General features: G+C 70.2%; 29 protein-coding genes. 11 read left to right on the forward strand and 18 right to left on the reverse strand.

Annotated elements, in window-relative coordinates; translation table 11 throughout:
• The first annotated feature begins 77 nt into the window (after positions 1-77).
• The 3 genes from RLT59_RS24760 (at position 78) to RLT59_RS24770 (ending at position 4,001) form a co-directional block, all read left to right on the forward strand.
• Positions 78-2,096 (forward strand): hypothetical protein, encoded by a 2,019-nt coding sequence (locus RLT59_RS24760; protein ID WP_311305433.1) that lies wholly within the window; start codon positions 78-80, stop codon positions 2,094-2,096.
• 337 nt (positions 2,097-2,433) lie between these two features.
• Positions 2,434-3,075: an IclR family transcriptional regulator gene (locus RLT59_RS24765; RefSeq protein WP_024489166.1), complete on the forward strand. Its 642-nt coding sequence runs from the start codon at positions 2,434-2,436 to the stop codon at positions 3,073-3,075.
• Positions 3,076-3,212: 137 nt separating this feature from the next.
• The gene (locus RLT59_RS24770) at positions 3,213-4,001 is read left to right on the forward strand and encodes a S16 family serine protease (protein ID WP_311305434.1); all 789 of its coding nucleotides are present in this window, start codon (positions 3,213-3,215) and stop codon (positions 3,999-4,001) included.
• Here the strand turns inward: RLT59_RS24770 and RLT59_RS24775 are convergent.
• From RLT59_RS24775 to RLT59_RS24810, 8 genes are all read right to left on the reverse strand, one after another.
• Positions 3,931-5,286 (reverse strand): MFS transporter, encoded by a 1,356-nt coding sequence (locus tag RLT59_RS24775; protein ID WP_311305435.1) that lies wholly within the window; start codon positions 5,284-5,286, stop codon positions 3,931-3,933. The genes RLT59_RS24770 and RLT59_RS24775 overlap by 71 nt on opposite strands.
• Positions 5,287-5,289: 3 nt before the next feature.
• The gene (locus tag RLT59_RS24780) at positions 5,290-5,514 is read right to left on the reverse strand and encodes a hypothetical protein (protein ID WP_311305436.1); all 225 of its coding nucleotides are present in this window, start codon (positions 5,512-5,514) and stop codon (positions 5,290-5,292) included.
• Between the two features lie 77 nt (positions 5,515-5,591).
• Positions 5,592-6,194 (reverse strand): helix-turn-helix domain-containing protein, encoded by a 603-nt coding sequence (locus RLT59_RS24785; RefSeq protein WP_311305437.1) that lies wholly within the window; start codon positions 6,192-6,194, stop codon positions 5,592-5,594.
• A gap of 124 nt (positions 6,195-6,318) precedes the next feature.
• Positions 6,319-7,284 (reverse strand): glycine betaine ABC transporter substrate-binding protein, encoded by a 966-nt coding sequence (locus RLT59_RS24790; protein ID WP_311305438.1) that lies wholly within the window; start codon positions 7,282-7,284, stop codon positions 6,319-6,321.
• An 11-nt stretch (positions 7,285-7,295) separates the two neighbouring features.
• Positions 7,296-8,171 carry an ABC transporter permease gene (locus RLT59_RS24795; RefSeq protein WP_311305439.1) on the reverse strand — a complete coding sequence of 292 codons (876 nt, stop codon included), beginning with the start codon at positions 8,169-8,171 and terminating at the stop codon, positions 7,296-7,298.
• Positions 8,168-9,430 carry an ABC transporter ATP-binding protein gene (locus RLT59_RS24800; protein ID WP_311305440.1) on the reverse strand — a complete coding sequence of 421 codons (1,263 nt, stop codon included), beginning with the start codon at positions 9,428-9,430 and terminating at the stop codon, positions 8,168-8,170. The genes RLT59_RS24795 and RLT59_RS24800 overlap by 4 nt, the downstream gene beginning before the upstream one ends.
• Positions 9,423-10,070: an ABC transporter permease gene (locus RLT59_RS24805; RefSeq protein WP_311305441.1), complete on the reverse strand. Its 648-nt coding sequence runs from the start codon at positions 10,068-10,070 to the stop codon at positions 9,423-9,425. Before RLT59_RS24805 ends, RLT59_RS24800 begins: the two co-directional genes overlap by 8 nt.
• Before the next feature lie 30 nt (positions 10,071-10,100).
• Positions 10,101-10,574 carry an Lrp/AsnC family transcriptional regulator gene (locus RLT59_RS24810; RefSeq protein ID WP_311305442.1) on the reverse strand — a complete coding sequence of 158 codons (474 nt, stop codon included), beginning with the start codon at positions 10,572-10,574 and terminating at the stop codon, positions 10,101-10,103.
• Positions 10,575-10,708: 134 nt separating this feature from the next.
• On the opposite strand from RLT59_RS24810, the gene hppD reads away from it, so the two are divergent.
• Positions 10,709-11,854: a 4-hydroxyphenylpyruvate dioxygenase gene (hppD, locus tag RLT59_RS24815; protein WP_311305443.1), complete on the forward strand. Its 1,146-nt coding sequence runs from the start codon at positions 10,709-10,711 to the stop codon at positions 11,852-11,854.
• A gap of 145 nt (positions 11,855-11,999) precedes the next feature.
• A complete protein-coding gene (locus RLT59_RS24820) occupies positions 12,000-12,773 on the forward strand; it encodes a glycosyltransferase family 2 protein (RefSeq protein ID WP_311305444.1) in 774 nt (257 codons plus the stop codon).
• Between the two features lie 50 nt (positions 12,774-12,823).
• On the opposite strand, the gene RLT59_RS24825 is transcribed toward RLT59_RS24820, so the two are convergent.
• From RLT59_RS24825 to RLT59_RS24835, 3 genes are all read right to left on the reverse strand, one after another.
• On the reverse strand, positions 12,824-13,840 hold the full coding sequence (locus tag RLT59_RS24825; RefSeq protein ID WP_311305445.1) for an NsdA family TPR-like regulatory protein: 1,017 nt from the start codon (positions 13,838-13,840) through the stop codon (positions 12,824-12,826).
• 228 nt (positions 13,841-14,068) lie between these two features.
• Positions 14,069-14,266 carry a DUF397 domain-containing protein gene (locus RLT59_RS24830; protein ID WP_311305446.1) on the reverse strand — a complete coding sequence of 66 codons (198 nt, stop codon included), beginning with the start codon at positions 14,264-14,266 and terminating at the stop codon, positions 14,069-14,071.
• Between the two features lie 26 nt (positions 14,267-14,292).
• A complete protein-coding gene (locus RLT59_RS24835) occupies positions 14,293-15,144 on the reverse strand; it encodes a helix-turn-helix domain-containing protein (RefSeq protein WP_311305447.1) in 852 nt (283 codons plus the stop codon).
• Positions 15,145-15,385: 241 nt separating this feature from the next.
• On the opposite strand from RLT59_RS24835, the gene RLT59_RS24840 reads away from it, so the two are divergent.
• The 3 genes from RLT59_RS24840 to RLT59_RS24850 are packed head-to-tail and all read left to right on the forward strand — an operon-like array spanning position 15,386 to position 16,534.
• The gene (locus RLT59_RS24840) at positions 15,386-15,676 is read left to right on the forward strand and encodes a hypothetical protein (protein WP_311305448.1); all 291 of its coding nucleotides are present in this window, start codon (positions 15,386-15,388) and stop codon (positions 15,674-15,676) included.
• Positions 15,673-16,104: an ATP-binding protein gene (locus RLT59_RS24845; protein ID WP_311305449.1), complete on the forward strand. Its 432-nt coding sequence runs from the start codon at positions 15,673-15,675 to the stop codon at positions 16,102-16,104. The genes RLT59_RS24840 and RLT59_RS24845 overlap by 4 nt, the downstream gene beginning before the upstream one ends.
• The gene (locus tag RLT59_RS24850) at positions 16,094-16,534 is read left to right on the forward strand and encodes a DUF7848 domain-containing protein (RefSeq protein WP_311305450.1); all 441 of its coding nucleotides are present in this window, start codon (positions 16,094-16,096) and stop codon (positions 16,532-16,534) included. The genes RLT59_RS24845 and RLT59_RS24850 overlap by 11 nt, the downstream gene beginning before the upstream one ends.
• Before the next feature lie 33 nt (positions 16,535-16,567).
• Here the strand turns inward: RLT59_RS24850 and RLT59_RS24855 are convergent, their stop codons facing one another.
• Positions 16,568-16,789: a hypothetical protein gene (locus RLT59_RS24855; RefSeq protein ID WP_311305451.1), complete on the reverse strand. Its 222-nt coding sequence runs from the start codon at positions 16,787-16,789 to the stop codon at positions 16,568-16,570.
• 31 nt (positions 16,790-16,820) lie between these two features.
• On the opposite strand from RLT59_RS24855, the gene RLT59_RS24860 reads away from it, so the two are divergent.
• On the forward strand, positions 16,821-17,540 hold the full coding sequence (locus tag RLT59_RS24860; protein WP_311305452.1) for a DUF6262 family protein: 720 nt from the start codon (positions 16,821-16,823) through the stop codon (positions 17,538-17,540).
• A 300-nt stretch (positions 17,541-17,840) separates the two neighbouring features.
• On the opposite strand, the gene RLT59_RS24865 is transcribed toward RLT59_RS24860, so the two are convergent.
• Genes RLT59_RS24865 through RLT59_RS24875 form a run of 3 tightly spaced genes read right to left on the reverse strand, consistent with a single transcriptional unit; the run spans position 17,841 to position 19,994 of the window.
• Positions 17,841-18,581, reverse strand: a complete 741-nt coding sequence (locus RLT59_RS24865) for a cation efflux transmembrane domain-containing protein (protein ID WP_311305453.1) — start codon at positions 18,579-18,581, stop codon at positions 17,841-17,843.
• Positions 18,581-18,916, reverse strand: coding sequence for an ArsR/SmtB family transcription factor (locus RLT59_RS24870; protein ID WP_311305454.1), 336 nt, complete (start codon positions 18,914-18,916; stop codon positions 18,581-18,583). The genes RLT59_RS24865 and RLT59_RS24870 overlap by 1 nt, the downstream gene beginning before the upstream one ends.
• A 46-nt stretch (positions 18,917-18,962) precedes the next feature.
• Positions 18,963-19,994: a cation diffusion facilitator family transporter gene (locus RLT59_RS24875; RefSeq protein WP_311305455.1), complete on the reverse strand. Its 1,032-nt coding sequence runs from the start codon at positions 19,992-19,994 to the stop codon at positions 18,963-18,965.
• A gap of 273 nt (positions 19,995-20,267) precedes the next feature.
• Between RLT59_RS24875 and RLT59_RS24880 the strand changes: the two genes are divergently transcribed.
• Complete coding sequence (locus RLT59_RS24880) at positions 20,268-20,939, forward strand: hypothetical protein (RefSeq protein WP_311305456.1); 672 nt, start codon at positions 20,268-20,270, stop codon at positions 20,937-20,939.
• A 38-nt stretch (positions 20,940-20,977) separates the two neighbouring features.
• Positions 20,978-21,658, forward strand: coding sequence for a DUF1775 domain-containing protein (locus tag RLT59_RS24885; protein WP_311305457.1), 681 nt, complete (start codon positions 20,978-20,980; stop codon positions 21,656-21,658).
• A 66-nt stretch (positions 21,659-21,724) separates the two neighbouring features.
• Here the strand turns inward: RLT59_RS24885 and RLT59_RS24890 are convergent, their stop codons facing one another.
• The 3 genes from RLT59_RS24890 to RLT59_RS24900 all read right to left on the reverse strand — a co-directional run bounded on the left by RLT59_RS24890 (position 21,725) and on the right by RLT59_RS24900 (position 25,422).
• Positions 21,725-22,930 carry an MFS transporter gene (locus RLT59_RS24890; RefSeq protein ID WP_399126959.1) on the reverse strand — a complete coding sequence of 402 codons (1,206 nt, stop codon included), beginning with the start codon at positions 22,928-22,930 and terminating at the stop codon, positions 21,725-21,727.
• Between the two features lie 50 nt (positions 22,931-22,980).
• Complete coding sequence (locus RLT59_RS24895) at positions 22,981-24,147, reverse strand: PLP-dependent cysteine synthase family protein (protein ID WP_311305459.1); 1,167 nt, start codon at positions 24,145-24,147, stop codon at positions 22,981-22,983.
• Between the two features lie 771 nt (positions 24,148-24,918).
• Positions 24,919-25,422, reverse strand: a complete 504-nt coding sequence (locus tag RLT59_RS24900; RefSeq protein ID WP_311305460.1) for a Uma2 family endonuclease — start codon at positions 25,420-25,422, stop codon at positions 24,919-24,921.
• Positions 25,423-25,429 lie beyond the last annotated feature (7 nt).

Consider the following 25,429-nt stretch of genomic DNA (forward strand, 5'->3'; position numbering starts at 1 on the left):
CGGGCGTTTCCCGTGCCACGTCCGCGCCATTCCGTCCATTCCCATCATTCGCATTCCGCTTCCTTTGGAGGAGTCGTATGTTCGCGCATCACAGATCCGCCGGCACCGGAAGACCGGGTGGCTCGGCATTACGCCGTGCCGTCGCACTCGGCGCCACCACCCTGCTCGTCTGGACCGGCGGATCCGCCGCCCTGGCCCCGCTCGCCCACGCCGGTACGGTCACCCCGACCGTGCACTGCACCCTGCCGGCCGGCCAGGGCGAGGCGACCGGGCCGCAGCAGATGAACGTCGAACTCACCCCCGACGTCGTCGACCCCGGCGGCAAGGTCCACGCGAAGGTGACGCTCGGCCCGTCGCCCGCCACCAGCGGGCTCAGCCTCAACGACGTACCCACCACCCCGAGCCTCGACCTCGCCATGTCCGGCGGCGCCACCGGCACGGTGACCGTCACCGGGCCCCAGGTCTCCCTCGACATCCCGTCCGGGAAACCGATCGAGATCCCGCCGTACGAAGGGGACTTCATCGTCCCCGCCGACGCGAGCGGGCCGGTCTCCTTCACCCCGCTGCGCAACCTCACCCGTACCGAGGTGCTCGGCGGCACCTACGAGACGGCGTGCGTCGTGACCGCGGGCGGCGGGTCCATCGGCACCGTGACCGTGGAGGGCAGCGCCGGACAGCCGGCCACACTGATCGCCCCCACCACCCCGGTGCGCCCGTCCACCGCGGTCACCCTGGCGGGCAGCCGGTGGACACCGTTCGCCACCCCCGTACCGTCGCTCTGCGCGGCGGACGGCGGCGGCTGCGACCCGGCCGAGTTCGCCTCCTCCACCCTCGCGATCGACGGCTCCGGGCAGCTGACCGGCAACGCCGTGCTCGCGGAGGCGGGCGCCGTGCCGGACGGCTCGTACCTGGTGAAGGTCGGCGACGGTACGAAGGAGACGACCGCGCCGCTGACCGTCCGCGCCTTCGTCCCCGGCGGGCCCCGCGCGATCGCGCTGTCCCGGAGCAGCGGGCCGGTCGGCAGCGTCATCGCCGTCACCGGGAGCAACTACTTCCAGGACCGGTGGATCAACACCGTCGCCCTCGACGCGAGCGGGGCGACCCTCGACGACACCGCCGTCTACGTGAAGAGCGGGCCCGACGGGAAGTTCCGCGTGGAGCTCACCGTCTCCGACCCGGCGATCGCCTCGGTCCACGTCGACGAGGCCAATGACCCGGCGACCGTACTCACCGCGCCGTTCACCGTGACCGAGGCCACCGCGACGCTCTCGGCGGGCACGGCCAAGGTCAAACCGGGCGGGTCCATCGGCGTCTCCGGCGACGGCTGGCCGTCCGGCGTCACCCCGTCCGCCGAGCTGTGCGCCGCCGACGGCACCGGCTGCGACGCGGCCCGGATCAGCGGCTCCACCCTCCGGATCACCGCCGACGGCGACCTGAGCGGCACGGTCACCGTCGTCGGCTCCACCCCGCGCGCCGTGTACGCGCTCCGGGTCACCGCCGGCAGCTCCGAGGCCCTCACCCAGCTGACCGTCGCACCCACGTACATCGTCCTCACCCCGGCAGCCGGCCCGAAGGGCACCGCCGTCACCGTCCTGGGACAGGGCTTCGCGAAGGTCGCGACCGTGTCCATCGTCGGGCTGCGGGCGGACGGCTCACAGACCTCCGACCCGGTACGGACCAAGGTGGTCGGCCTCGACGGGGCGTTCTCGCAGACGTTCACCGTCAAGGCGGCCGACACCGTCGCGATCCGGGTCCGCGAGGTCCTCGTCAACCCGCGCACCGAGACGGCCGCCTTCACCGTCCAGGACGGCACGGTCCCGGCCGGCCCGTCCTTCGCGCTCTCGCCGCCCGAAGGACCGGTCGGCACCGTGGTCCAGGTGACCGGTCGGGGCTTCGCACCCCTCGCCACGGTCTCGGTGACCGGACGCACCGCGGACGGGAAGCAGACCTCCGACTCCTACGTCACCCGGATCATCGGACTCGACGGCACCTTTGCCCTCAACTTCACCGTCCGGGACCCGGCGACGAAGTCGATCCGGGCCTGCGAAGTGCTCGTGAACGGTAAAATCGTCCAGCAACTGTTCACGGTGAGTTAACGCTGGTTCACAACTCATGCACGGAGCGTCGCGAGGGAGTCGGCCGACATGGACGCGCGTAGATCCGCGTTGTCCGGCCGACGCCCCGCTGACCGGCGCTTATGCTCGCGGCGCACAAGCGCTTTTCCGTAGGCGCCCGGATTCTGGACGAGGTCTTCCGCTGAGCGGACTGGCTCGCTACTGTCCCAAAAATGTGAACGCCCCGTGGCAACGCCGCCGCGGGGCGCAGCCGGTGCCTTGGCCAGGCCGGCGGCCTCTCCGTGCGTCGCCGCTGGGACCGGTGACGCACAATCCGTGGGAACCAGCCGCCGCCGCTCACCAAAGAGGAGAGGGCGTCGTGACCGCGGAGACCTCGCAGACGCTCGACCGGGGACTGCGTGTCCTCAAACTGCTTGCCGACACCGACCACGGACTGACGGTCACCGAGTTGTCGAACAAACTCGGCGTCAACCGCACCGTGGTCTACCGTCTGCTCGCCACCCTGGAGCAGCACACCCTGATCCGGCGCGACCTGGGCGGAAGAGCCAGAGTCGGCCTGGGCGTACTGCGCCTGGGCCGCCAGGTGCACCCGCTCGTCCGGGAAGCCGCGTTGCCCGCGCTGCGCTCGCTCGCGGAGGACATAGGGGCCACGGCCCACCTCACGCTCGTCGACGGCACGGACGCGCTGGCCGTCGCGGTCGTCGAACCGACCTGGACGGACTACCACGTCGCGTACCGGGCCGGCTTCCGCCACCCGCTCGACCGGGGCGCCGCGGGCCGGGCCATCCTCGCGGCCCGGCAGAAGCCGGTGGGCGAGACCGCGTTCACCCTCACCCACGGCGAGCTGGAAGCCGGGGCGAGCGGTGCGGCGGCCGCGCTGATGGGGGTGACGGGGGTCGAGGGCAGCGTGGGCGTCGTGATGCTCGCGGACGCGGTCCCGGAGCGGGTCGGCCCGCGCGTCGTGGACGCGGCACGGGAAGTGGCCGACGCGCTCCGCTAGCGGGGCCCTCGGCCGGGCGGGCGCGCGGGGTCTGTGCGCCGGTCTCCTTGGCGCGGGGTTCCGTCCCCACCCACCGGACAGGCGCACCCCGTACAGGCGGACGCACCCGCACAGGCCGGTCCGGTTAGATTGGGCGGGTGCTCACACGTCTCTCGCGCCCCCGCACCCTCGCCCTCTGCGCCCTGCCCGTGCTCGCCCTCTTCGGCGTGGCCGCCTTCGCGCCGCTGCCGTTCACGCTGGCGCAGCCCGGTACGACGGCGAACGTGCTCGGGGAGGACAAGGGCGCCCCTGTGATCACCATCGAGGGCACTCCCACCCGGCCCACCAAGGGCCAGCTGCGGATGACGACGATCGTGGCGACCGGGCCCGACGCCGATGTCGGGATCAGTGACGTGATCGACAGCTGGTTCCGTACGGACCGGGCGGTCATGCCCCGGGATTCGGTCTACCCGAGCGGCGGCTCCGAGAAGGAGATCGAGAAGCACAACCTCGACGACATGGTGGAGTCGCAGGACTCGGCCGTGGACGCCGCGCTGAACTACCTCGGCAGGAAGCCCGGCTCCGTCGACGTCACCCTGCACCTCGCCGACGTGGGCGGCCCGAGCGCGGGACTGTTCTTCGCGCTCGGGATCGTCGACAAGCTCGACGGCGACGGCTCGGGGGGCGATCTCACCGGCGGCCGCACCATCGCCGGCACGGGCACCATCGAGGCGGACGGCAAGGTCGGCGCGGTCGGCGGCGTCTCGCTGAAGACGCAGGCGGCCCGCCGGGACGGGGCGAGCGTGTTCCTCGTGCCGAAGGCGGAGTGCAAGGAGGCGCACGCCGAGCTTCCCGACGGGCTGCGGCTGATCCCGGTCACGACTCTGAAGGGCGCGGTCTCCTCGCTGCGGGCACTGGACCACGGGGGGAAGGTCCCGAGCTGCTGACCTGCCGCTCCGCAGGGTCCGAGGGCTCATCCGGACGGGCGCCCGGTTCGTCGTCCATCGTCCGCCAGGCCGGGAAGACGAGCGGGCTCAGCGTCGCGAGCAGGTAGCACCCGCCCATCGCCAGCAGCGCCCCCGAGGCACCCGCGCTCTCCACCAGCAGCCCGGCCGCGAGACCGCCCACCGGCATGGCCAGCTCGCAGCCGGCGGTGATCGCTCCGGAGACCCGGCTGCGCAGCGCGTCGGGGACGCTCCCGTAGATCACCGTCGTCAGGATCGGGTTCAGCACGCCGCCCGCGATCCCGCTCAGCACCATCGTCACGGCCAGCGGCAGCGTCGTGCCGGTGAGCGCCGCGACCAGGAACCTCGGCGCCCCGCACAGCACCACGCAGACGCTGAACACGGCGCGCCGTGAGTAGCGGTGCCCCACCGCCCCGTACAGCAGGGCACCGGTCAGGCCGCCCGCTCCGAACAGCGCGGTGAGCAGGCCCAGATCCCGGGCTCCGCCGAGTTCGGCCGAGGCGTGGACCGGCAGCAGGACGGCGGCCCAGCCCTGGTCGGTTCCGTTCATGATCAGGACCATCACGACGACGCCCAGCAGCAGCCGGTTGCCGAACAAGTAGGCGTAGCCTTCGCGCAGTTCGCGCTTGTAGGTGGGCAGTGAGACCGGTTCGGCGGTCCTGACCGGCTCGGCGGCGCGCACGCCCCGTAGCCCTGCCGCGATGAGCGCGGCGGAGGTGAGGAAGGTGGCCGCGTCCAGCAGCAGTACGGTCTCCGCGCCGACCAGCGCGATCAGTACTCCGGCCAGCGCGGCGCCGACCATCCTGGCCCCGCGCGAGACCGCGTCGAAGAGGCTGGCGGCGCGGGGGAGTGTGGTGCCGGCGTGTTCGGCGAGGTCGGGGACCAGGACGTAGCGCGCGGTGTTGCCGGGCGTGTGGAACAGCCCGTTGACGGCCATCAGGGCGCAGAGCATCCAGAAGGTGAGGGCGTCGGCGTAGTGGAGCAACGGCACCGCGGCGACGGCCAGTCCGCACACCGTGTCGGAGGCGACGGAGACCCGGCGGCGGCCGGTCCGGTCGATGACGGGACCGCCGATCAGGGCGGAGACGACGATCGGGAGGGTCGCGCAGAAGGCGACGAGCCCGGCCCGACCGGCGCTGCCCGTGGTTTCGAGAACGAACCACGGAACACCGATGAGCGTGAGCGAAGTACCTGCTGTGGATATGGAGTTGGCGGCCAGTACGGCGACGAGCGGTAGCCGGTTCCGTGTGTTCTTCCCCCCGTCCACGGACTACGCCGTTCGAGCGGGGCGGGCCGGTGCGGCGGACCCGTCCGGCAGCAGCCGCAGACCGAACTCGACCATGGTCAGGCCCAGTCGGGTGCGCAGGCCGGTGCGCGGTGCGCGGGCGTCGGTGTCGATGCCGGGCCGGGGGTGGGAGAGGCGGAAGTCGGCGGCGTGGCGCCGGAGTTCGGCGGAACGGATGGTGTGCAGCTGAAGGTGCGTCCCGGGATGCATGGCTTGGTGGTCCCCTCGGTCGGTCAGGCCGGTCGGCCATTCGGACAGTCGGTCGGGTAACGCGGTGGCCCGGCGGGTCATTCGGCGGGGCGCGGGAAGACGTGCAGGTGGGTGCGGACCAGGGCGGAGCCCTCGGTGCCTTCCGGGACCCGCCCCCAGTAGCTCTCGATGAGCTCGTGGACCTTCTCCGCCATTTCCAGGGCGAGTTCGGGCGTGAGGAGCATCTTGAAGTCGCTGAGGTCGGAGGAGCGCACCCACTCCTTGGGCCATTCGTGCGTGGTGCCGAGCCAGGTGTTCAGTTCCTGGGCGTGCCGGGTGGCGCTCTCGTGCAGGACGGCTCCCATGGCGCCGCGGATCTCCGGGTCCGGGTCGCGGAGGAAGTCCGCGCTGTGCTCGAAGGCGATGCCTCCGTGGACGGCCCTCCACCACCGCTCGCGACCCTTGCCGCGCTCCGGGTCGTCCTCCACGAAGCCGTACGAGGCGAGCTGCCGCAGGTGGTAGCTGGTGGCGCCGCTGGACTCGCTGAGCCGGTCCGCCAGGCCGGACGCGGTGGCCGGGCCGAACTCCCGGAGGGCGGTCAGCAGCCGCATCCGCAGGGGGTGGGCCAGTCCGCGCAGGGAGCGGGCGTCCACCGTGTGCATGCTGGGGGTGCCGTCCTGACCGGCCTCATTCTCTGTCATGCCCCAACCATAGAATTACAAAGGAAGCTTTGCAACAGGTTCTTTGCATCGCTTTCTTTGTAACTCCGGACGGCTGGATGGCGGTACGGACGGACGGATGGATGGACGGATGGGCCCCGCTCCGTCACCCCGTCTTGATGAACCCCTCCGCTACCAGCCAGTCCTTCGCCACCTGGTGCGGGTCGTCCCCGTCGACGTCCACCTTGGCGTTCAGCTGCTGCGCGACCTCCGTGGTCAGCCGGGCGCTGAGCGGGTCCAGCAGGGCGGCGATGACCGGGTACTTCTCGAAGGTCGGGGTGTGGATGACGGGCGCCGCGTTGTAGTTGGGGAAGAAGTGTTTGTTGTCCGTCAGCACATCGAGGTTCATCGCCTTGATCCGGCCATCGGTGGTGAACACCTCGCCCAGCAGGCAGGAGTTGGACTTGGACACCTGGGTGTATACGATCCCGGCGTCCATCTTCTTGATGTTGGCGCCGGGGATGGACATCCCGTACGCCTTCTCCATGCCCGGCAGTCCGTCGTTGCGGGAGGCGAACTCGTTCTCCACGCAGACCGTCACCGCCGAGGGGTTCTTCTTCGCCAGCGCGGCGACGTCGGAGAGCGTCTTGAGGTGGTACTTCGCGTTGTTCCGCTTGCTGATGGCGAGCGCGTACGTGTTGTTCAGGGTGGACTGCGGCAGCCACGTCACCCCGTTCTTCCGGTCCGCGTCACGCACCGCCTCCCACTGCTTCAGCGGGCTGGTGATCGGCTTCGAACGGCCCAGATAGGTGATCCAGGCGGTCCCCGTGTACTCGTACATCGCATCGGCGTCGCCCTGGCGGATCGCCTCGCGCGCGCTGATCGAACCGGGCAGGTTCGTCCGGTCGAGCACCTCGGCCCCGGCGGCCTTGAAGATGAGGCCGATCATCTGGCCCAGGATGATGTTCTCGCTGAAGTTCTTCGAGGTGACGGTCAGCGAGGCGCCGTCCAGCGGCTCGCCCTTCCCCACGGCCCCCGGCTTCACGTCGTCGACCATCGGGGACCCGCTCTTCAGGCCGCACCCGGAGAGCACCAGCGCCAGGGCGGCCGCCGCCACCGACGCCGTACGCATCCGCCTCCTCCTCATGCCCCCGCCTCCAGTCCGCGCGGTGTCAGCACGACCTCGACCAGCGACGCCAGCCAGTCCACCAGCAGCGCCAGCACCACCGTCAGCACGGAACCGAGCACCAGCACGGGCATCCGCTGGGTCTGGATGCCCGAGGTGATCAGGTCCCCGAGCCCGCCGCCGCCCCCGAACGTCGCCAGGGTCGCCGTGCCCACGTTGAGCACCAGCGCGGTACGCACCCCGGCCAGGATCAGCGGCACCGCGAGCGGCAGTTCGACCTTGGAGAGCGTCCCCATCGCGGACATCCCGATCCCGCGCGAGGCCTCCACCAGGGTCGGCTCGATCGCCTTCAGGCCGGCGATGGTGTTGGAGAGCACCGGCAGCACCGCGTAGATCACCATGCCGGTGATCGCCGTCGAGGGGCCGATGCCCAGCCAGATGACCAGCAGCGCGAGCAGCCCGATCGCCGGGGTCGCCTGCCCGATGTTGGCGATCGCGGTGACCACCGGGGCCGCCTTGTTCAGCCCCCGCCGGGTCAGCCCGATGCCCAGCGGAATGGCGATGATCAGCACCCAGAAGGTCGAGATCGCGGTCAGCCTGACGTGCTGCCACCAGCGCAGTTCGACCGTGTCGCCCGCGAGGGAGTTCTCCGCGATGGCGTCGAGGTGGACGTTGTTGATCCATACGTAGGTGACGACCAGGACCACCGCGAGCGCGAGGGGCACCGTCACCAGCTTGCGCCAGGTGATCCGGCGGGCCGGCCGGGCCGCGGCGGGCGGCGGCTCCTCCTCCTCCTCGTCACGGAAGGCATGGCCCTTGACGTCGTGCTCGCCCGGCGGGCGGTCCCGGTCGGACGCGGGGTCGGAGGAGGGGGAGCGGGAGCCGGGAGTCATACGTCCGCACCGCCCTCCAGCTCCTGCACGGTCTGGTGGCTGCGCAGCTCCTGGAGCTCGTGCTGGTGCTCGATGGCGGTGAGCCGGTCGGCCTCCAGCAGTTCGTGCACGGAGTTCATCAGGGTGTGCATGTCGACGACCCCGATGAACTCGCCGCGCCGCCCGGTCACCGCGACCCGCCCACCGCTGTCGGTCAGTACCGCCTCCAGCGCGTCGTGCAGCGTCGCGTCCCTGGTCACCGTGTCGTGCACGAGCTGCCCGGCCCGCGCCAGTGAACCCCGGGCGCGCATCAGGTCCCCGCGCCGCAGCCATTTGTAGGGGCGGTTCCTGCGGTCCAGCATCAGCAGTTCGTTGTGCGGGCCGCCGCCCAGCTTGTTGAAGACAGACTGGAGCGGGTCGTCGACCGTCACCGTCGGGAACTCGGCGATCTCCACGTCCCGTACCCGGGTGAGGTTGAGCCGCTTCAGCGCCGCACCGGCCCCGACGAAGCCCGAGACGAAGTCGTCCGTCGGGTTGGTCAGGATAGCCTCCGGGGTGTCGAACTGCGCGATGTGCGAGCGCTCGCGCAGCACGGCGATCCGGTCGCCCAGCTTGATCGCCTCGTCGAAGTCATGGGTGACGAAGACGATGGTCTTGTGCAGTTCGTGCTGGAGCCGGATCAGCTCGTCCTGGAGGTGGTCACGGGTGATCGGGTCGACCGCGCCGAACGGCTCGTCCATCAGCAGCACCGGCGGATCGGCGGCCAGCGCCCGCGCCACGCCCACCCGCTGCTGCTGACCGCCGGACAGGGCGCGCGGATAGCGCCCGTGGTACTCGCGCGGGTCGAGGCCGACCAGGTCGAGCATCTCCTCGACCCGGTCCTTCACCTTCGACTTCGACCAGCCGATCATCTTCGGCACCAGGGCGATGTTCTCCGCGACCGTCATGTGCGGGAAGAGCCCGGACGACTGGATCGCGTACCCGATCTTCCGGCGCAGCTTCACCGGGTCCATGTCGGTGACGTCCTCGTCGCCGATCCGGATCCGGCCGGACGTCGGCTCGATCAGCCGGTTGATCATCTTCAGCGTGGTCGACTTCCCGCAGCCGGACGGGCCGACGAGGATCACGGTCTCGCCGGCCTTGATGTCCATCGAGACGTTGTCCACGGCCGGGCTCGGGTTGCCCGGGTAGAGCTTGGTCAGGTTCTCCAGCTGGATGGTGGCACCGGAGGTGGCGTTCACGGCGGGTTTCTCCCCGGCTTCCGCCTCGGTCTCAGACACGGATCCCCCTCGGGATGGTGAGCCGCCCCAGCAGTACGTACGCGGCGTCGAAGAGCAGGGCGAGGACGACGATGCCGAGCGTGCCGGCGAGCACCTGATTGATCGCGTTGGCGCTGCCCAGCGAGGCGATCCCGCGGAAGATCTCGTTGCCGAGCCCAGGCCCGGAGGCGTACGCGGCGATGGCGGCGATGCCCATCAGCATCTGGGTGGAGACCCGGATGCCGGTCAGGATCGGCGGCCAGGCGAGCGGCAGCTCCACCTTGCAGAGCCGCGCGATCCGGGACATCCCGATTCCCTTCGCCGCGTCCACCAGCGCCGGGTCGACGCCGCGCAGCCCGACGATGGAGTTCCGGACGATGGGCAGCAGCCCGTACAGCGTCAGTGTGATCACGGTCGGCGCCACACCGAGTCCGACCAGCGGGATCAGCAGACCGATCGCGGCGAGGGACGGAATGGTCAGGATGGCCGCCGTCGAGGTGATCGCCAGGGAGCCGCCCCAGCCGCTGCGATAGCTGACGACGCCGATCAGGACGCCGAGCACCGTCGCGATGACCATGCACTGGAACACGGCGCTGACGTGCTGGAACGCGTCGGTGAGCAGCTGCTGGTGCCGATTGCCCAGATACTCCCAGAAGCTCAACTCGGCACTCCTCGGATCGGTTGACTCGGCTCAGTCGGCGTCCTCCGCCGCCTGTTCGACGAGGGGGATGATGCGCAGGGGTACGGGGTTCTCCATGACGATGGCCGTGGAGGCCCGGACAATGCCATCAAATCCGACAACGAGGTCGATCACCCGTTGGAGATCCGCGTTGGAACGGGCCACGAGCCGGCAGAACATATCGCCCTGTCCGGTGGTGGTGTGCAGTTCGAGTACCTCCGGTACGCCGCTCAAGTGCGCCCGTACGTCGGTCCCTTGGCCCTGTTTGATCTCCAGCGTCGCGAAAGCGGTGACCGGGTAGCCGAGGGCCGCCGGGTCCACGTCCGGACCGAATCCGCGGATGACGCCATTCGACTGAAGACGGTCGAGGCGCGCCTGCACCGTCCCGCGCGCCACGCCGAGCCTGCGTGAAGCCTCCAGTACCCCGATCCTGGGTTCACGCGCCAGCAGCACGATGAGCCGCCCGTCCAGGTGGTCGATCGCCAAGGTCTGCCTCCGGGGAGTCGCAGGGATGGTCAGCATGTACAGATAGCCCGCCCATCATGGTCAACCACTGCACAGACTGCCCAGTGATTTCGCGAACTGTTGCGCACCTTGCGAAGCGGGGAGACCCTTCGGACATGACTGAGACGATGCACAGCACCCCCGACAGTGCACGGCAGGCCGACCCCTTCCCGGTCAAGGGAATGGACGCCGTCGTCTTCGCCGTCGGCAACGCCAAGCAGGCCGCGCACTACTACTCCACCGCCTTCGGCATGAAGCTGGTCGCCTACTCCGGACCGGAGAACGGCAGCCGTGAGACGGCCAGTTACGTCCTGACCACCGGCTCCGCCCGCTTCGTCTTCACCTCCGTCATCAAGCCGGCCACGGACCACGGCCGCTTCCTGGCGGACCACGTCACCGAGCACGGCGACGGCGTCGTCGACCTGGCCATCGAGGTCCCGGACGCCCGCGCCGCGTACGCCTACGCGGTCGAGCACGGCGCCCACGGCCTGACCGAGCCGCACGAGGTGAAGGACGAGCACGGCACGGTCGTCCTGGCCGCCATCGCCACGTACGGCAAGACCCGCCACACGCTCGTCGAGCGCGGCGGCTACGACGGCCCCTACCTCCCCGGCTACGCCGCGGCCGAGCCCATCGTCGCGCCGCCCGCCAAGCGCACCTTCCAGGCCATCGACCACTGCGTCGGCAACGTCGAGCTCGGCCGGATGAACGAGTGGGTCGGCTTCTACAACAAGGTCATGGGCTTCACCAACATGAAGGAGTTCGTGGGCGACGACATCGCCACCGAGTACTCCGCGCTCATGTCCAAGGTGGTCGCGGACGGCACCCTCAAGGTCAAGTTCCCGATCAACGAGCCGGCCGTCGCCAAGAAGAAGTCCCAGATCGACGAGTACCTGGAGTTCTACGGCAGCGCGGGTGTCCAGCACATCGCGCTCGCCACGAACGACATCGTCGCCTCCGTGAAGGCGATGCGCGCGGCCGGCGTCCAGTTCCTGGACACCCCGGACTCGTACTACGACACGCTGGGCGAGTGGGCCGGCGAGACCCGGGTGCCGGTGGAGACCCTGCGCGAGCAGAAGATCCTGGTGGACCGCGACGAAGACGGCTACCTGCTCCAGATCTTCACCAAGCCGGTCCAGGACCGGCCGACGGTGTTCTTCGAGATGATCGAGCGCCACGGCTCGATGGGCTTCGGCAAGGGCAACTTCAAGGCCCTGTTCGAGGCGATCGAGCGCGAGCAGGAGCGCCGCGGCAACCTCTGAGCGACGCGGGAGTGACCGCGACGGGCGGGCCGGATTCTCTCCGGCCCGCCCGTCGCGGTTTGCGGGGCGGCCACCTGCGTGTCAGCTCTTGCCCGATGCGGTGTTTGAATGGGGCGTCGTTCCTGATCCCGCAAGGAGATGCGCTGTGCCCCTGGTGTCTGTAGTGATGCCCGTGTACAACTCGGCCGCGACGCTGGGGGCAGCGATCCGGTCGGTGCTCACGCAGACCCATAGCGATCTGGAACTGCTGGTCACCGACGACCAGTCCTCCGACGGCTCCATGGACCTGCTCCGCGAGTTCGCCGCCCAGGACGAGCGCGTTCTGCCGGAGTCCGCGCCCGAGCGCGGCGGCGCGGGCCGCGCCCGCAACCTCGCGATCGAGCGCGCCCGCGGGGACTACGTCGCCTTCCTCGACTCCGACGACATGTGGCTCCCGGAGAAGACCGAGAAGCAGCTCGCCTTCGCCGCGGAGGCCACCGCGCCCCTGACGTTCACCTCGTACTTCAAGATGGACGCGGACTACGCGGGTGACAGCACCGACTGGGTCCCGAACGGCCGGGTGATCCCCGCGCGGGCGCACGTGGACTACCGCGCGATGCTGGTCAAGGACTACATCGGCGCCCTCACCGCCATGTACGACCGCAACGCCCTGGGCACACGGCTGATGCCGGAGATGCGCAAGCGCCAGGACTACGCCCTGTGGCTGTCGATCATGCGCGACGGCGCCGACGCCCGGGGCCTCACCGAACCACTCGCCGTGTACCGGGCCCACCAGGCGGGATCGCTGTCCTCCAACAAGCTGTCGCTCGTCCCCTACAACTGGAACCTCTACCGCGAGCACGAGCACCTGTCGGTCCCTCGGGCGACCCGTGCACTGGCCGGCGCGGTGTGGCAGTCGCTGCGGAACTCGCGGATCTGACCCGGGGCACGGGCCGGGAAGCCGGGCGTGGGGTGTCCGCTGTGTCTCAACTAGAGCGTGTCCGCACGTTCTTTGAGTTCCGCGACGCCGAACACTCCGTGGAGGCGGTCGAGGTCCAGCCGGGCGCGCATGTCGTGCAGGGCGTCGTGGACCTTCATTGAGCGGATGCCGACGGTGCAGTCGAGGAATTCGTTCCATACGGCGACCGCGCCGTCGACGTCGTCGCGGCGGAGCCGGACTTGACCGAGGTCGGCGAGGACCATGGCACGGGTGCGCTTGCGGTCGATTCCGTGGATGTCGAGCGCGAGGTGCAGGTGCTCTTCGGCGGCGTCGAGGTCTCCGAGGCGGGCGAGGACCATGCCGGACTCGTGCGCCCAGCGCCCCGGCGAGTAGTGGGCGACCCAGGATTCCCCCGGGACGGCGGGAGCACTCTCGATGGCAGTCTGTGAGGCGGCGAGAGCCTTGGCGGCGGTACGGGGGTCGCCGTCGGTGGCGGCGGCGTTGGCGAGGGTGGCGTTGTAGTAGGCGATGGTGCGCGGCTCATCGAGGTGGCGGGCGAGGCGGACGCATTCCTCGGAAATACGTACCCCGGCCGCCCGGTAGTTCAGGTCGATGCACTGGACGGCGAGCCCACGGAGGGCGGTCGCGGCCAACTCGGCGTGGCCGGCCTCCCGGGCCATCTGATACGACTCCTTGAAGTACTCCTGCGCCATGCCCTGGTTGCCTTCATCTTGCGCCATCCATCCGGCGAGGTGGATGAGCTGGGCGACGGAGGCGAAGAGTTCGCGGCCGGTGGCCTGGGTGTAGCTGTCCTCCAGCCAGGGGCGGACGTCCTGGGTGAGGTAGCGGACCGCCAGGTGACGGGCGTGGCCGCCGCCGAGCTCGGAAGCAGCGTCGCCGAGCGTGGTGGTCATGTGCCGGACGGCGGTGACCTCGCCGAGGCCGACGGTCACGGTGGCGCCTGCGTCCGCGGCGGCGGTACGGCGGGTGATGCTGTCGGGGTCGGGCAGGGAGAGCGCGCTGAGGGCCGCGGCGCTGGAGGCTGCGAGGAACTGCCGACGGTGCAAGTCTGACTCTCCTAACCGGACGACCGAGGCCACGGTATCGGCCCCGGCTCACCGCGTGGGGGCTCGCGCTTGGGCAAGTTCAGCGCGGAAAGCGCCTGGTTGTGCGCCGTCGTCAACCGGGGCAGACGCACTGTCGCACCGGGCGCGAGGGACAACCTCTACACGCTGCCGGGATACGACTACGGGCGGGCCGGGAGCTCCGACCCGCCCGTCGCGGCCGAGGCGTGCTCAGCGGGGCTGCCTGGCGTCCTCGACGAAGGAGGCCCAGGCGTGGTTGCCGAGGATGAGGGCGGGGCCGGTGGGGTTCTTGCTGTCGCGGACGGCGGTGCGGGCGGTGAGGCCCGCGACCTCCAGGCAGTCGCCGCCGTCGGAGCTGTAGCTGCTCTTGCGCCATCGGGCGGTCCCGATTTCGGTGGAGTTGGTCATTGGCTGGCCTCTCGTCTTGAACGTTGTTACATGTCCCGTCGCACCTTGGTGATCAAGGTCAGGCTGTCTTTTGGGTTCAGCGCAACGGCCTGGAGAGAGTCAAAGATCAGCCCGTAGGTGTCTGCCTCATCGGGGCTCTCCAGGTAGTAGGTCCCCGTCCGATGCTCCAGGCAGGCAACATCAGTGATCGATGAGTGCGGGAAGCTGAAAAGCACGAACGATCCCGTCAGGCCGGCGTGGGCTCCGGCATGGTCAGGAATGACTCGTATCTCCACGCTCGGATGCTCAGTCATCGTCGCCAAGTGTTCAAGCTGCTTGCGCATGGCCGCAGCGCCTCCCACCTGTAGCCGGAGAGCGGCTTCGCTCTGAACGACACAGAGGCGAGGCGGTTGGGCGCGGCTCAGGATCTCCTGTCGATGGATGCGTGCTGTCACCAGCGCATCAATCGCTGCCTGGTCCAGCTTTGTTGGAGAGACGGCGATGACGGCCTGGGCGTATTCCGGCGTTTGGAGAAGCCCGGCGATCAGATTGCCCTGGTAGGAGCGGATGCGGTCGGCGGTCTCCTCGTAGCTGATGAAGTCGGTGTACGACGGACGCACGCGGGCCGCACGCTGTACCCATGCCGGCTCCCGGCTGCGCCGGGCAAGCGACACCAGGGCTTCGACCTGATCAGGGTCCTCCACGCCGTAGAACGTCAGCAGGTCACGCAACTCTCCCAGCGAGATGCCGAGTCGGGCGTTCTCGATCCGGCTGATCTTCGACCTGTGGCAACCGATGCGCTCGGCCGCCTCCTCCGGCTTCTTGTCGGCGGCTTCGCGGAGCTCGATCAGAGTGGCGGCAAGTCGGCGCCGTCGGGCAGGTGGTCGTGGTTCGGCCACGTGCGGCCCCCTTTCGTGCGTGGCAACAAGCAAAGACTAGTGCGCGCAAAAGATCTTGGAATATTTTCCTTCTGATTGGGTTGCAGTCGGGACGGGTTCGAGGGCAATCCAGGTTTCGTAGCTCAGGGTGATCAATCGATCGCGCTCGGGTTGTACGGCGCTGCGCGCAGCGCCCATATAAAGACCCCCGCGACCTGCACCGGTCCGGGGGGCGTGGCCCACGCCCTCCAGGAGCGTCGACATGAAGCATGTTATCGACTGGCTGTTTGGTCCGCTGCGGCGATTCATGAAGCCGCCCCCTCAACTCCGTCCCCTCCCACCGCCCTTTTCGGTCAGGCCCCGGTCCGGCGTCATCGCCCTGGCGGACACGCGGCTGGCCGCCGCGCCCGGCCCCTACTCGCCCGCCGCCTGGGCCCGATGGGAGCGTGCCGCGAACCGGGAGCGGCGGGCGCGGCGGACCGTGTGGTGGCTGGCCGCGCACGGTGACTGTGCGAGGAAGGGGCTCATCCACGGTGTGGTGGTGGGCCGGTGACGCCGGATCAGGTTGTGCGGCGGTGGAGCCGGCATCCCCGGCATCCCCGGCAGGTCGGCCGGGCGCGCGCCGAACTGCGTACGGCACTTGCGAGTTGGGGCCTGGTGCCGGTCACCGACACCGCGTTGCTCGTTCTGTCCGAGTTACTCACGAATGCCGGGCGGCACGCCCGGGTCTCGCCGGGCCGGGAGATCGAGACCCGCTTCGTCCGGCTGCCGGACGGCGTGCGGATCGAGGTGCACGACGCCTCGTCCGTCCGCCCGGTCCGCCGGGAGCCCGTGCCGGACGCGTGCGAGGGACGCGGGCTGTTCCTCGTCGCCGCACTCGCGGACCGGTGGGGCGCCGCAGACCGCAACGGCCCGGGGAAAGCCGTATGGGCGGAGTGCATGCTGCCGTCGGAGACCGGAGGCGGTTCGGATGCCGTCTGAACAACTGCGGTGCGCGGTACGGATGAGGCGGGGCGACCTCGTACACGTACAGGGGGAGTGGCGTGAGGTGTGCGCCGTGCGGCTGGACCGGTACGCGACCGGCGGCATGGCTGTAGTGCTGACCTTCGCCGGAGGGGGTCGCCCGCTGCGCGTGCCCGCCGATCACCTGGTCACCGTGCCGCTACCGGAGCCACCGGAGCCACCGGGGCCGCCGGGCTGGGCGTTCGTCGAGGACGCGTCGGACAGCCCGGCGGTGCACGAAACGGAGTGCGTCACGTGTGGGGAGGGCCCGGAGCCCACCGCGTCGCAGGACGTTGCCGTACGGCACCTGTGGTGCGCCGAGCATGCGGCCCGGACGGGGCACACCGGGTCCCTGGCCCTGCGCGTGGGGCTGCTGAGGGCGGTCGCGGTGGACGGGGGCCCTCGTTGACGCGGTGTTCCCGACCTCGCGTGAGGGGGTCGGTCAGCCGAGCAGGCCCGTGTCGGCGCCAATCTTCTTTATGTACGCGTCCTCGGTGGCGAACAGGGTGACCACGCCGTTGTCCGCCAGGACCAGGTAGCTCGCTATCAGGGTCCAGCCGCGCTGCTTCAGGACCGTCCGGGACTCGGCGATGTCGCCATCTGTGTGCTTGCGGTCCTCCCGTTTCCGGGACAGTTGCCAGTCGCGCTCGCGCAGTTCGCTCACCACTCCCTCGAAACTGCTGAGGTCAACAGGCGTGGACTTGGTACCGAAGCCCTTGAAGGCGACGGCGCACGACGCCGGTGAGCCGTCCGACCGCTCCTCGGCCGACCGGGCGAAATCCGGTGCGTTCGCCGGAACGCCCGCATCCGCGGTCGAGGTGTCGAGGTCCGTGCGTACGACCTTCTCCGGGAGGGGGCCGGTGCGGCGAGAGTGCGTGCATGGCGTCGCCCGGCAGAAGGACTCCCGCGACAAGCGCGCCCGGGTCCTGACCGTGGTTGACCAGATGCTCGCCGAAAAGGAGCCGGTCACCTTCACCGCGGTGGCGCGGCGGGCGAAGGTCTCGCACTGGCTGGTCTACGCGGAGGGCGTGCGCGAGGTCGTCGAGCAGGCGCGGCGCCGCCAGGATCGCCAGCCGCGCGAGGACGGCGCCCGGAAGGCTCCGGCCGGCTGGCAGGTGGAAGTACAGATCACCCGGGAGGACAACCGGCGGCTGCGGGAGGAAGTCGACCGGCTCAAGGCCGCCGTGCGCCGCTCCCCGGGCCAGCAGATCGACCAGGTCGGCGCCGCAGACCTCGGCGCCCGCTTCGACGAGCTCACCGCCGTCAACCAGCGCCTCGAAGGCGAACTCGCCCAGGCGAAGGCCCGTTCCGAGGAACTGCAAGGCCGGCTCACCGAGACGGAGGACGATCTCGCCGGGGCGCGAACCAGCCTGCGCCGCATGATCCGGTCGGGGAACCAGGATCCCTCCGTGTGATCCATGCCGGTGCCGACCGCCCGGCCCGGGCGGTCGGCACGTGTGGGTGGCGGGAACTGCCGGCGGTCGTCGGCGGGCAGCAGGCGGGGACCAGCAGGACGTAGGCGACCATGCCGAGGACTCGACTTTGGACCCGGGTGACCGCGGCGATTGCCAGACCCGGCCCGGCTCGAGGGCCAAAGTAGCGAGTCGCGCCGTTCGAACGGTTTGTCCGCCCTCACGGTCGCGGGCTTGTGTGGCCTGGGGCTGTGCCCTGCAGATGCCGGACAGCACGAGCGCGGTGAGACCCCAGGCGTCCGATCAACGCGCTGTCTGCGTCTCCGGAGTGCAGCAGGAGCATCCCGGTTGGCAACCGCAGCCGTCAGTTTCGGCGGCTGCTGCGTCGGGGTTGGCCGCGACCGGCATCGTGGGGGCGCAGCAGCCCTTGCCCTGCCAGGCATCGCGGCCTTCCTTGGCGGCGATGACGGCGATGAAGAGTGCGGCGATGGGGTCGGCCCAGGACCAACCGAGGGTGGCGTTGAGGACCAGGCCGACCAAGAGGATGGCGGAGAGGTAGGTGCACAGCAGGGTCTGTTTCGAGTCGGCGACGGCGGAGGCGGAGCCCAGTTCGCGCCCGGCCTTGCGCTGGGCTGCTGACAGGAACGGCATGACGGCCAGGGAGAGGGCTGCGATGACGATCCCGGAGACGGAGCGTTCGGCCTCGCCAGTGCCTGCCAGAGCGCGGACCGCGTCGATGCTCACGTAGGCGGCTAGCGCGAAGAAGGACGCGGCGATGATCCGCAGCGTGGTCTTTTCGCGGGCCTCGCGCACCGCGCGGTCGCGGGCGGAGAACTGCCAGGCGACCGCGGTGGCGGAGGAGACCTCGATGACGGAGTCGAGGCCGAAGCCGATCAGCGCCGTGGAGGAGGCGATGGTGCCCGCGGTGATGGCGACGATCGCTTCGATGGCGTTGTAGGTGATGGTCGCGGCGACCAGCAAGCGTATGCGCTTGGTGAGAGTGTCGCGGCGGGCCGGTCTGGGGCCGAGGGATATCGCGGTCATCAGCAGCAGCCTTCCGTCTCGGCGTTCGGGCAGGTCTTGTCCGCCTCGACGGCCACCACGGCGTTGCGCAGGTCGTCCAGGGCGCGGCCGAGGCGTTCGTCGGCGAGCTCGTAGCGGGTACGGCGTCCGACGGGCACGGCGACGACCAGGCCGCAGTCGCGCAGGCATGCCAGGTGGTTCGAAAGCCGCGTGCGGGAGATCCCCAGCGCATCGGCCAGGTCGGAGGGATGGGCCGGGGACTCGCGCAGCGCGAGCATCAGCCGGCAGCGGATCGGGTCGGCGAGCGCACGGCCGAAGCGAGCCAGCACCTCGATGTCAGGGGCAATGGTCAGCACCCGACCGACAGTACAAGAAATCCTGAATTCAGAGAAGCGTGAACCGTTAGTGGGCGTGGGGCCCGGGGCGGTGTGTGGGGCCGTGGGTGTCCTCGTCCTGGCCTGCTTCGTCGGGGGTGTGCTGGGGGGTGGTGATCTGGAGGAGTGAGTCGGGGGCGGTCTCGTCCTCGCCGAGGTGGTCGACCTGCAAGGTGGCGTGGGTGATGCGGTAGTCCTCGCGGAGCTGGTGCTGGAGGGTGCGGCGTACGGCGTGGCAGTCGCCGCCGGGGGCGACCAGGACGTGGGCGGACAGGGCGGGCTGGCCGGAGGTGATCTGCCAGATATGCAGGTCATGGACCTCGACAACGTCGTCTGCCGAGGCCATCGCGTCGCCGACGGCGTTGGGGTCGATTCCGGCGGGGGCGGCCTCGAGGAAGATGCGCCCGGAGGCGCGGATCAGGCCGATGCCGGCCTTGAACATGAGGGCGACCACCACCAGGGTGGCAATGGCGTCGGCGCGGGCGAACCCGGTGGTGAGCACGATCGCCCCGGCGATGGCGGTGCCGATGAAGGCGTACAGGTCGTTCAGAATGTGCTGGAAGGCGCCTTCGACGTTCAGCGAGGTGCGGTTGGCCTTGGAGATGCACCAGGCCGCGGCGATGTTGACGACGATGCCGACAAGGGCGGTGACCAGGACCAGGCCGCCCTCCACCTCGGGCGGATGGATCAAGCGCCGCACACCCTCATAGCCGAGCCAGGCGCCCAGCAGGACGAGGGTGAGGCCGTTGGCCTGGGCGGAGAAAATCTCGGTGCGCTTCAGGCCGTAGGTGTAGGGACCGCGGGGCGGCCGGGCGGCCAGTCGCATCGCGATCAGTGCCAGGACGATGGAGGCGGCGTCGGTCAGCATGTGCGCGGCATCCGAGATGAGCGCGAGGGACTTGGCCAGGATGCCGACGACCACCTCGGCGGCCATGAACGCGGTGATCAAGGTGAGGGCGATGCTCAGCCAGCGACGGTCGGCGTCGGCACTCACGCCGTGGGAGTGGCCAGCATGGCCGCCCGTGCCGGGGCCGTGGTCGTGCGTGTGATCGTGGCTCATCGCCGATGCCCTCCCGTTGCGCCGGCCTCGCGCCGGCGCTGCGGGCAGCGAAGCACACCAGTTGCCGAAGCAGCAAAGGCTGCATCGGTGACCGTTGTCAGTACCGATAACCACCGCTGTGACCTGCACTTTCACTATCTGGAGGCTGTAGGCGTCGGGCGCGATCTCTTCGGGAGGTGCGGTACGGGGAAGCCGAACGTGGCCGGTGTCCGCGCCGCTACGATGCGCGGACAGTTCCGCCCGCGGGCGGCGGGCTGGCCAGGGGCGGTGAGGATGGGCAGGCGTCCGCGCATAGCGGCCGACCGGACACGCTGGGGCGGCCGGTTGGTGAGGGCGGCAGCGTTCGCCTGCGCATCGGTAGTGCTGGCCGCGGCCGCCCATCACGGCGCCTCACGCCAGCCCGTGCCCGGCACCACGGTGCTGGTGATGGCCGCGGTTCTGTTCGCCCTGGCGTGGCCGGTATGCGGGCGGGCCAGGACGCTGCCGACCATGGTCATAGCCAAGCTCGCCGTACAAGGGGCGGCGCACAGCGCACTGTCGGCCGTCGCACAGCCCGGCGGCGGCGCTCACGCCGCCCATCATCTCGATGTCCCGGCCGCCGGCGGGCACGGCATGGCGCTGGCCCCGGCCGTCATGCTCACCGCGCACCTGGCCGCCGCCGTCGTGGTGGCCGCGATGCTGCAGGCGGCGGACGGACGGATCACCGCCCTGCCCTCACATCTGGCCCGTCTGGCCGCTGCCGCCCGGGCCCGTCTGCGCCGGTGGCAACCCGTCCTCCGCCTCGCTGCGGTCGTCCGGCCGTGTCCGCGGGGGCTGCCGTCCGCGTCCCGGCGCAAGGTGGGCGTCGGAACACTTCTGGCCCACGTCCTCACCCGCAGAGGGCCGCCGGTACTCACGTGCCGCTCCGTGACCGCAGGGCCCTTCACTCAACCGAGGACACCATGACGCCGAACACACCCTCTGCCCCGCGGACTTTCCGCCGCGTGGCCGCCATTGCCGCCGCAGCGGCCTCGATCGTTGTCGCCGCCGCGGGGACAGCCGCCGCGCACGCGGAAGTCAGCGCTTCCGATGACCGCGCGCTGGCCCGGGAGGTGACGCTGACCTTCGAGTCGGAGGCGGAATCGTCCTCCGCGGGCTTCACGAAGATCCAGATCGTGCTGCCGGAGGGCATCGATCCTGCCGCTGTCCGCCTGGCCAAGGCCCCCGAGGGCTGGAAGATCACCCCCGGCACGGACGGCTACACCGTGGCCGGGCCGAAACTGGCCGCAGGAGTCAACGCCGAGCACAGCATCACCGTCGCACAGCTGCCGCAGGCGAAGTCGCTGGCGTTCAAGACGGTGGAGACCTACAGCGACGGCGAGGTCTCCCGCTGGATCGAGGTGCCCAAGGACGGCGAGGCCGAGCCGCAAAACCCCGCGCCCGTACTGAAGCTGAAGGCCGCCGCGGCCGACGCCTCCTCGCTCGCTCCCGGCCCGAGCCCGACGCCGAGCGTCACCGCTTCCTCAACCGCGCCCTCGCCTTCCACCTCGACTGCACCCTCGGCGCAGGCCGAGGAGAACGACAGCGACGAGGGCTCCGGCGCAGGGGTATGGATTGCTGTGGCCGCCGTCGTGGTGGCAGCCGCGGTCGGCGCGGCATGGTTGATTCGGCGCAGGCGCAGCTGACGACGGCTTGTCCGGCGGGGCCGGGGCTGCGCACGTGGTGCGCTCCCCGGCCCCGCCGGTCCGGTTTCAGGCGTTCACGGGCTGGGGCGCGGGGTGGGTGAGCCGGCCGGTGCGGGCCAGCGCGCTCACCGCCGCGGCGCATCCGGCACCCGTAGCGGCCAGGGCCGCCCACACCAGCCAGGTCGCGTCCCGCGCGTGGGCGAAATCCCACAGCGCTCCGCACACCAGATTCCCCACTGTGATGCCGATCCCGGAGACGGTGTTGTAGAAGCCGTAGTGGGTGGCCACGAGCTTCTCTCCCGACAGGGCGACGACGGTGTCCATCTCAAAGGGGTAGACCACCGCGCTACCGGCGGCCAGCACCGCGACCGCTACAACCAGCGCGCCCAGCACCCCGGCCGTGGACGACGCGGGCACCAGGGCCAGGGGCACGAAGGCGGCGCCCATCACGGCGAGCCCCACGACCAGGGCCTGTTGCCCGGTAAAAACGCGCTTGGCCCAGCCGGTCAGCCGCAACTGCCCGGCCACCGCCACGGCGGCGGAAACGACGAACAGGCCGCTGGTGACCTTCGTGCCATCAGCACCCAGCGCGGCGTCCGCGGTCAACGGCAGCGCGAGGTAGACCTGGAAGGTCAGCACGTAGGAGCCGATCATCGCCGCGGAGAACAGCAGGAACGGCCGGTTCCCGGCCACCTGCCGCCACTGCGCCCACACCCCCGTCCCAGCGGTCCCGGAAGCGGTCTCGCCGACGCCGCGCCGCGGTGGCAGGGCCCGGGCCTGCAGGATGCTCAGGGCGGCGAAGATGGCGGCGGCCACCGTGCACACCAACCGGAAGTCCGCGGCCAGAAGGGCCAGGCCCACCAGCGGGCCCAGCAGCATCCCGGCCTGGTAGTAGACGTTGAACGTCGCGAACGCGTCCACCCGCCGCTCGCCCGCCTCGGCCGCGAGGTAGGCGCGGACGGCGGGGTTGAACAGGGCGCCGGCGAACCCGGTCGCGGCCGAGGCGGCCACCAGGGCGGGCAGGGAATCCACCCAGCCCAGCAGGGCGAACCCGCCGGTGCGCAGTACGCACCCGGCCAGGATCGGCGCCTTGTAGCCGAAGCGGTCGGCGATCGTCCCTCCGATGAGGAACATGCCCTGCTGGGAGAGGTTGCGTACTCCGAGCACCAGGCCGACCGTCCACGCCGCGAGGCCGAGGTCGCCGGCGAGGTGGGCGGCGAGGTAGGGCATGAGCATGTAGAAGGCGAGGTTGATGGCGAACTGGTTCACCATCAGCAGTCGCACCGCCGGGGTGAAGGACAAAGTCTGACGGATCACGTTCTTCACCGCGTTACTCCCGCCAGGGTGTGGCTGTCCGCGCCCGCGACACCAACCGTCAGGGGCTTTTCCACCGTGCGGCAGCGGGTCCAGCAGTCCACCACCGCCTCGGCCGAGCGCCCGATCTCCTGCGGGGCGTCGGCCGGGACGTGCCCGAGAAGGCCGTTCGCGCGGCACCAGTCGTCATCGAAGACCGTGCCGACGTAGCGGTGCGGCCCGTCGGGGAAGACGGCCGCGATGCGCTCCTCCGCCGGTGAGACGCGCGCCAGCCAGCGCGCCACCAGGGCCACCGCCCCCACACTCCACCCGCCGGTGGCATACCGGGTCCGCGCCAGAGCGCGGGCCGCCCACACCGCTTCCGGGGCGGCGACCCAGTGCACTTCGTCAAAGAGCTCGTAGGCGACATTGCCGGGGAAGATGCTGGATCCGAGCCCGCGCATCAGCCGGGTCCCGGCCGGCTGCCCGAAGATCGTCGACCCGCAGGTATCCACGCCCACCACCCGCACGGCGGGAAAGAAGGAGCGCAGCACCCGGGCGATGCCGGCGGAGTGCCCGCCGGTGCCGACACTGACGACGAGCGTGTCGATCCGGCCGAGCTGGGCGATGAGCTCGTGCGCCAGCGGTCGGTAGGCGGCGACGTTGTCCGGGTTGTTGTACTGATCCGGGCACCAGGCGTCCGGATACATGGCCAGCAGCTCGGCCACACGGTCACGGCGGGCCTGCTGCCAGCCGCCGACAGGATGCGGTTCAAGGACGGTATGCACCTCCGCCCCGTACGCGCGCAGAAGGCCAGCGACCTGCGCCTCCATGCCCGGGTCGGTGACCACCGACAGCGGGTGGCCGTACGTCACGCCGGCCAGGGCCAGGCCCAGGCCCAGCGTGCCGGAGGTGGACTCCACGATCCGTCCGCCAGGTACGAGATCACCGCGGCGGCGCGCGGCCTCGACCATGTACAGCGCGGTCCGATCCTTGATCCCGCCGGGATTGTGACCTTCCAGTTTTGCCCAGAACCCCCGGCCGGGGGCAGTGAACGGCTCACCTACCCACAGCACAGGGGTGTCGCCCACCAGGTGCGCCGGTGTGGGCGCCGACCGCGCCGCGGCGGCCAGCAGCTGAGCGGGCGACGAAGGAGAAGGGGGAACAGATTCGAGGACGGTCGACAGGTGGTTCATCGGCACAGCTCTCTCACCACTCCACCGCGGCAGCAGGCCGTAGCGAAGCGGTGTGCAATAACGACGGTCAGGACGGCCCACTCCGAGCCGGTCATCCGCAGCGGGCCTGTTCGGCCCCCGCGAGACCAGCACGGTCGGCTCCGTCAGTGCCGCCACACCTGCAAAGCCGCCCGGGTCCTACCGCTGTACGTAGACGGCGCGGCGCCCTCTACCGGCGGGCCACGCATGGGAGCGGCGTACGGTCCCGCAGCAAGAGTCAGGTCGGCAGGCTGCGGCATCTGGCCTTTGGTCGACGCCGCCTGCGCCACAGCCGGCTCGTCGACTCCGGTACACGCCTGCTGACCGCCATGATGACGCTCGCACGGACCAGAATGTGCCAATACCTGCTCGGTCGCCGACCGCAGGGGAGTAGAGGCGGCGGCTGGCGCTGAGACGGGGACAGCGTCCATCCGCGAGCCACCGGAAGGCTGCGGACCATGCGCGCAGCCAACCATGTGAACAAGCAAGGCGAGCACCAGCGCCGCCCACGGCGCCCACCGCGCAGCGCGCCGATCGCCCGGTGCCGCCTCAAAGATCACGGACACACGGTAATGGATTGATTACGTAAAGTTCTTGTCGGGTTGGCGCCGGCACCTCCTGCACCCCGCCCGTTCGGCCCCTTACTTCCCGCCCTCAGCGGGTTTCTCGATGATCGTCGGCCGCGCGACCGCGAGGCTCTGGGCAAGCATTTTCGCCGCTCTGGATCTTCAGTCCCTTACGTCCCTGAAACCCTTAGGGCGTGCTGACCGGGGCCGATACTTGACAGCTGTAGATAAAGGGCCGGGTCGGCTTCCAGTGGTTCAGGACGATGCCGGCGCGCGGGTCGACGATCAGATAGTGCGGAATGCGCATGGCGGGGTAGTCGCGCATCTTGCTCACGTAGTCGTTCTCGGGGTTGGAACGCGAGACGATCTCGGCGGCAAGGAGAACGTCCGCCGGGTCGATGCCCTGCTCGTCCCCCTCCTCAAGTACCGATTCAGGGATCACGATCACATCGGGGCGTCGCAGAATCCCGAGCGCCTGTTCCTCGACGTCTCCGCCGACGTGAGCGACCACGCCATCGGGCAGCTGGGCGTCGAGTTGCCTGCGCAGACGCAGCGCGGCGAGCTCATGTCGCTTCGCTGGCGACATCACCATGACGATCGCGCCGTGGCTGATCTCCGGGTACTCCAGACCGGGAGGCACGGTGAGTTCTGCGGCGAATTTGCGCAAACGACCGTACACGGTGTCGTTCATGTACTTG

Origin of the sequence: Streptomyces sp. ITFR-6 (assembly GCF_031844725.1) — a bacterium.
Taxonomy (GTDB): Bacteria; Actinomycetota; Actinomycetes; order Streptomycetales; family Streptomycetaceae; genus Streptomyces.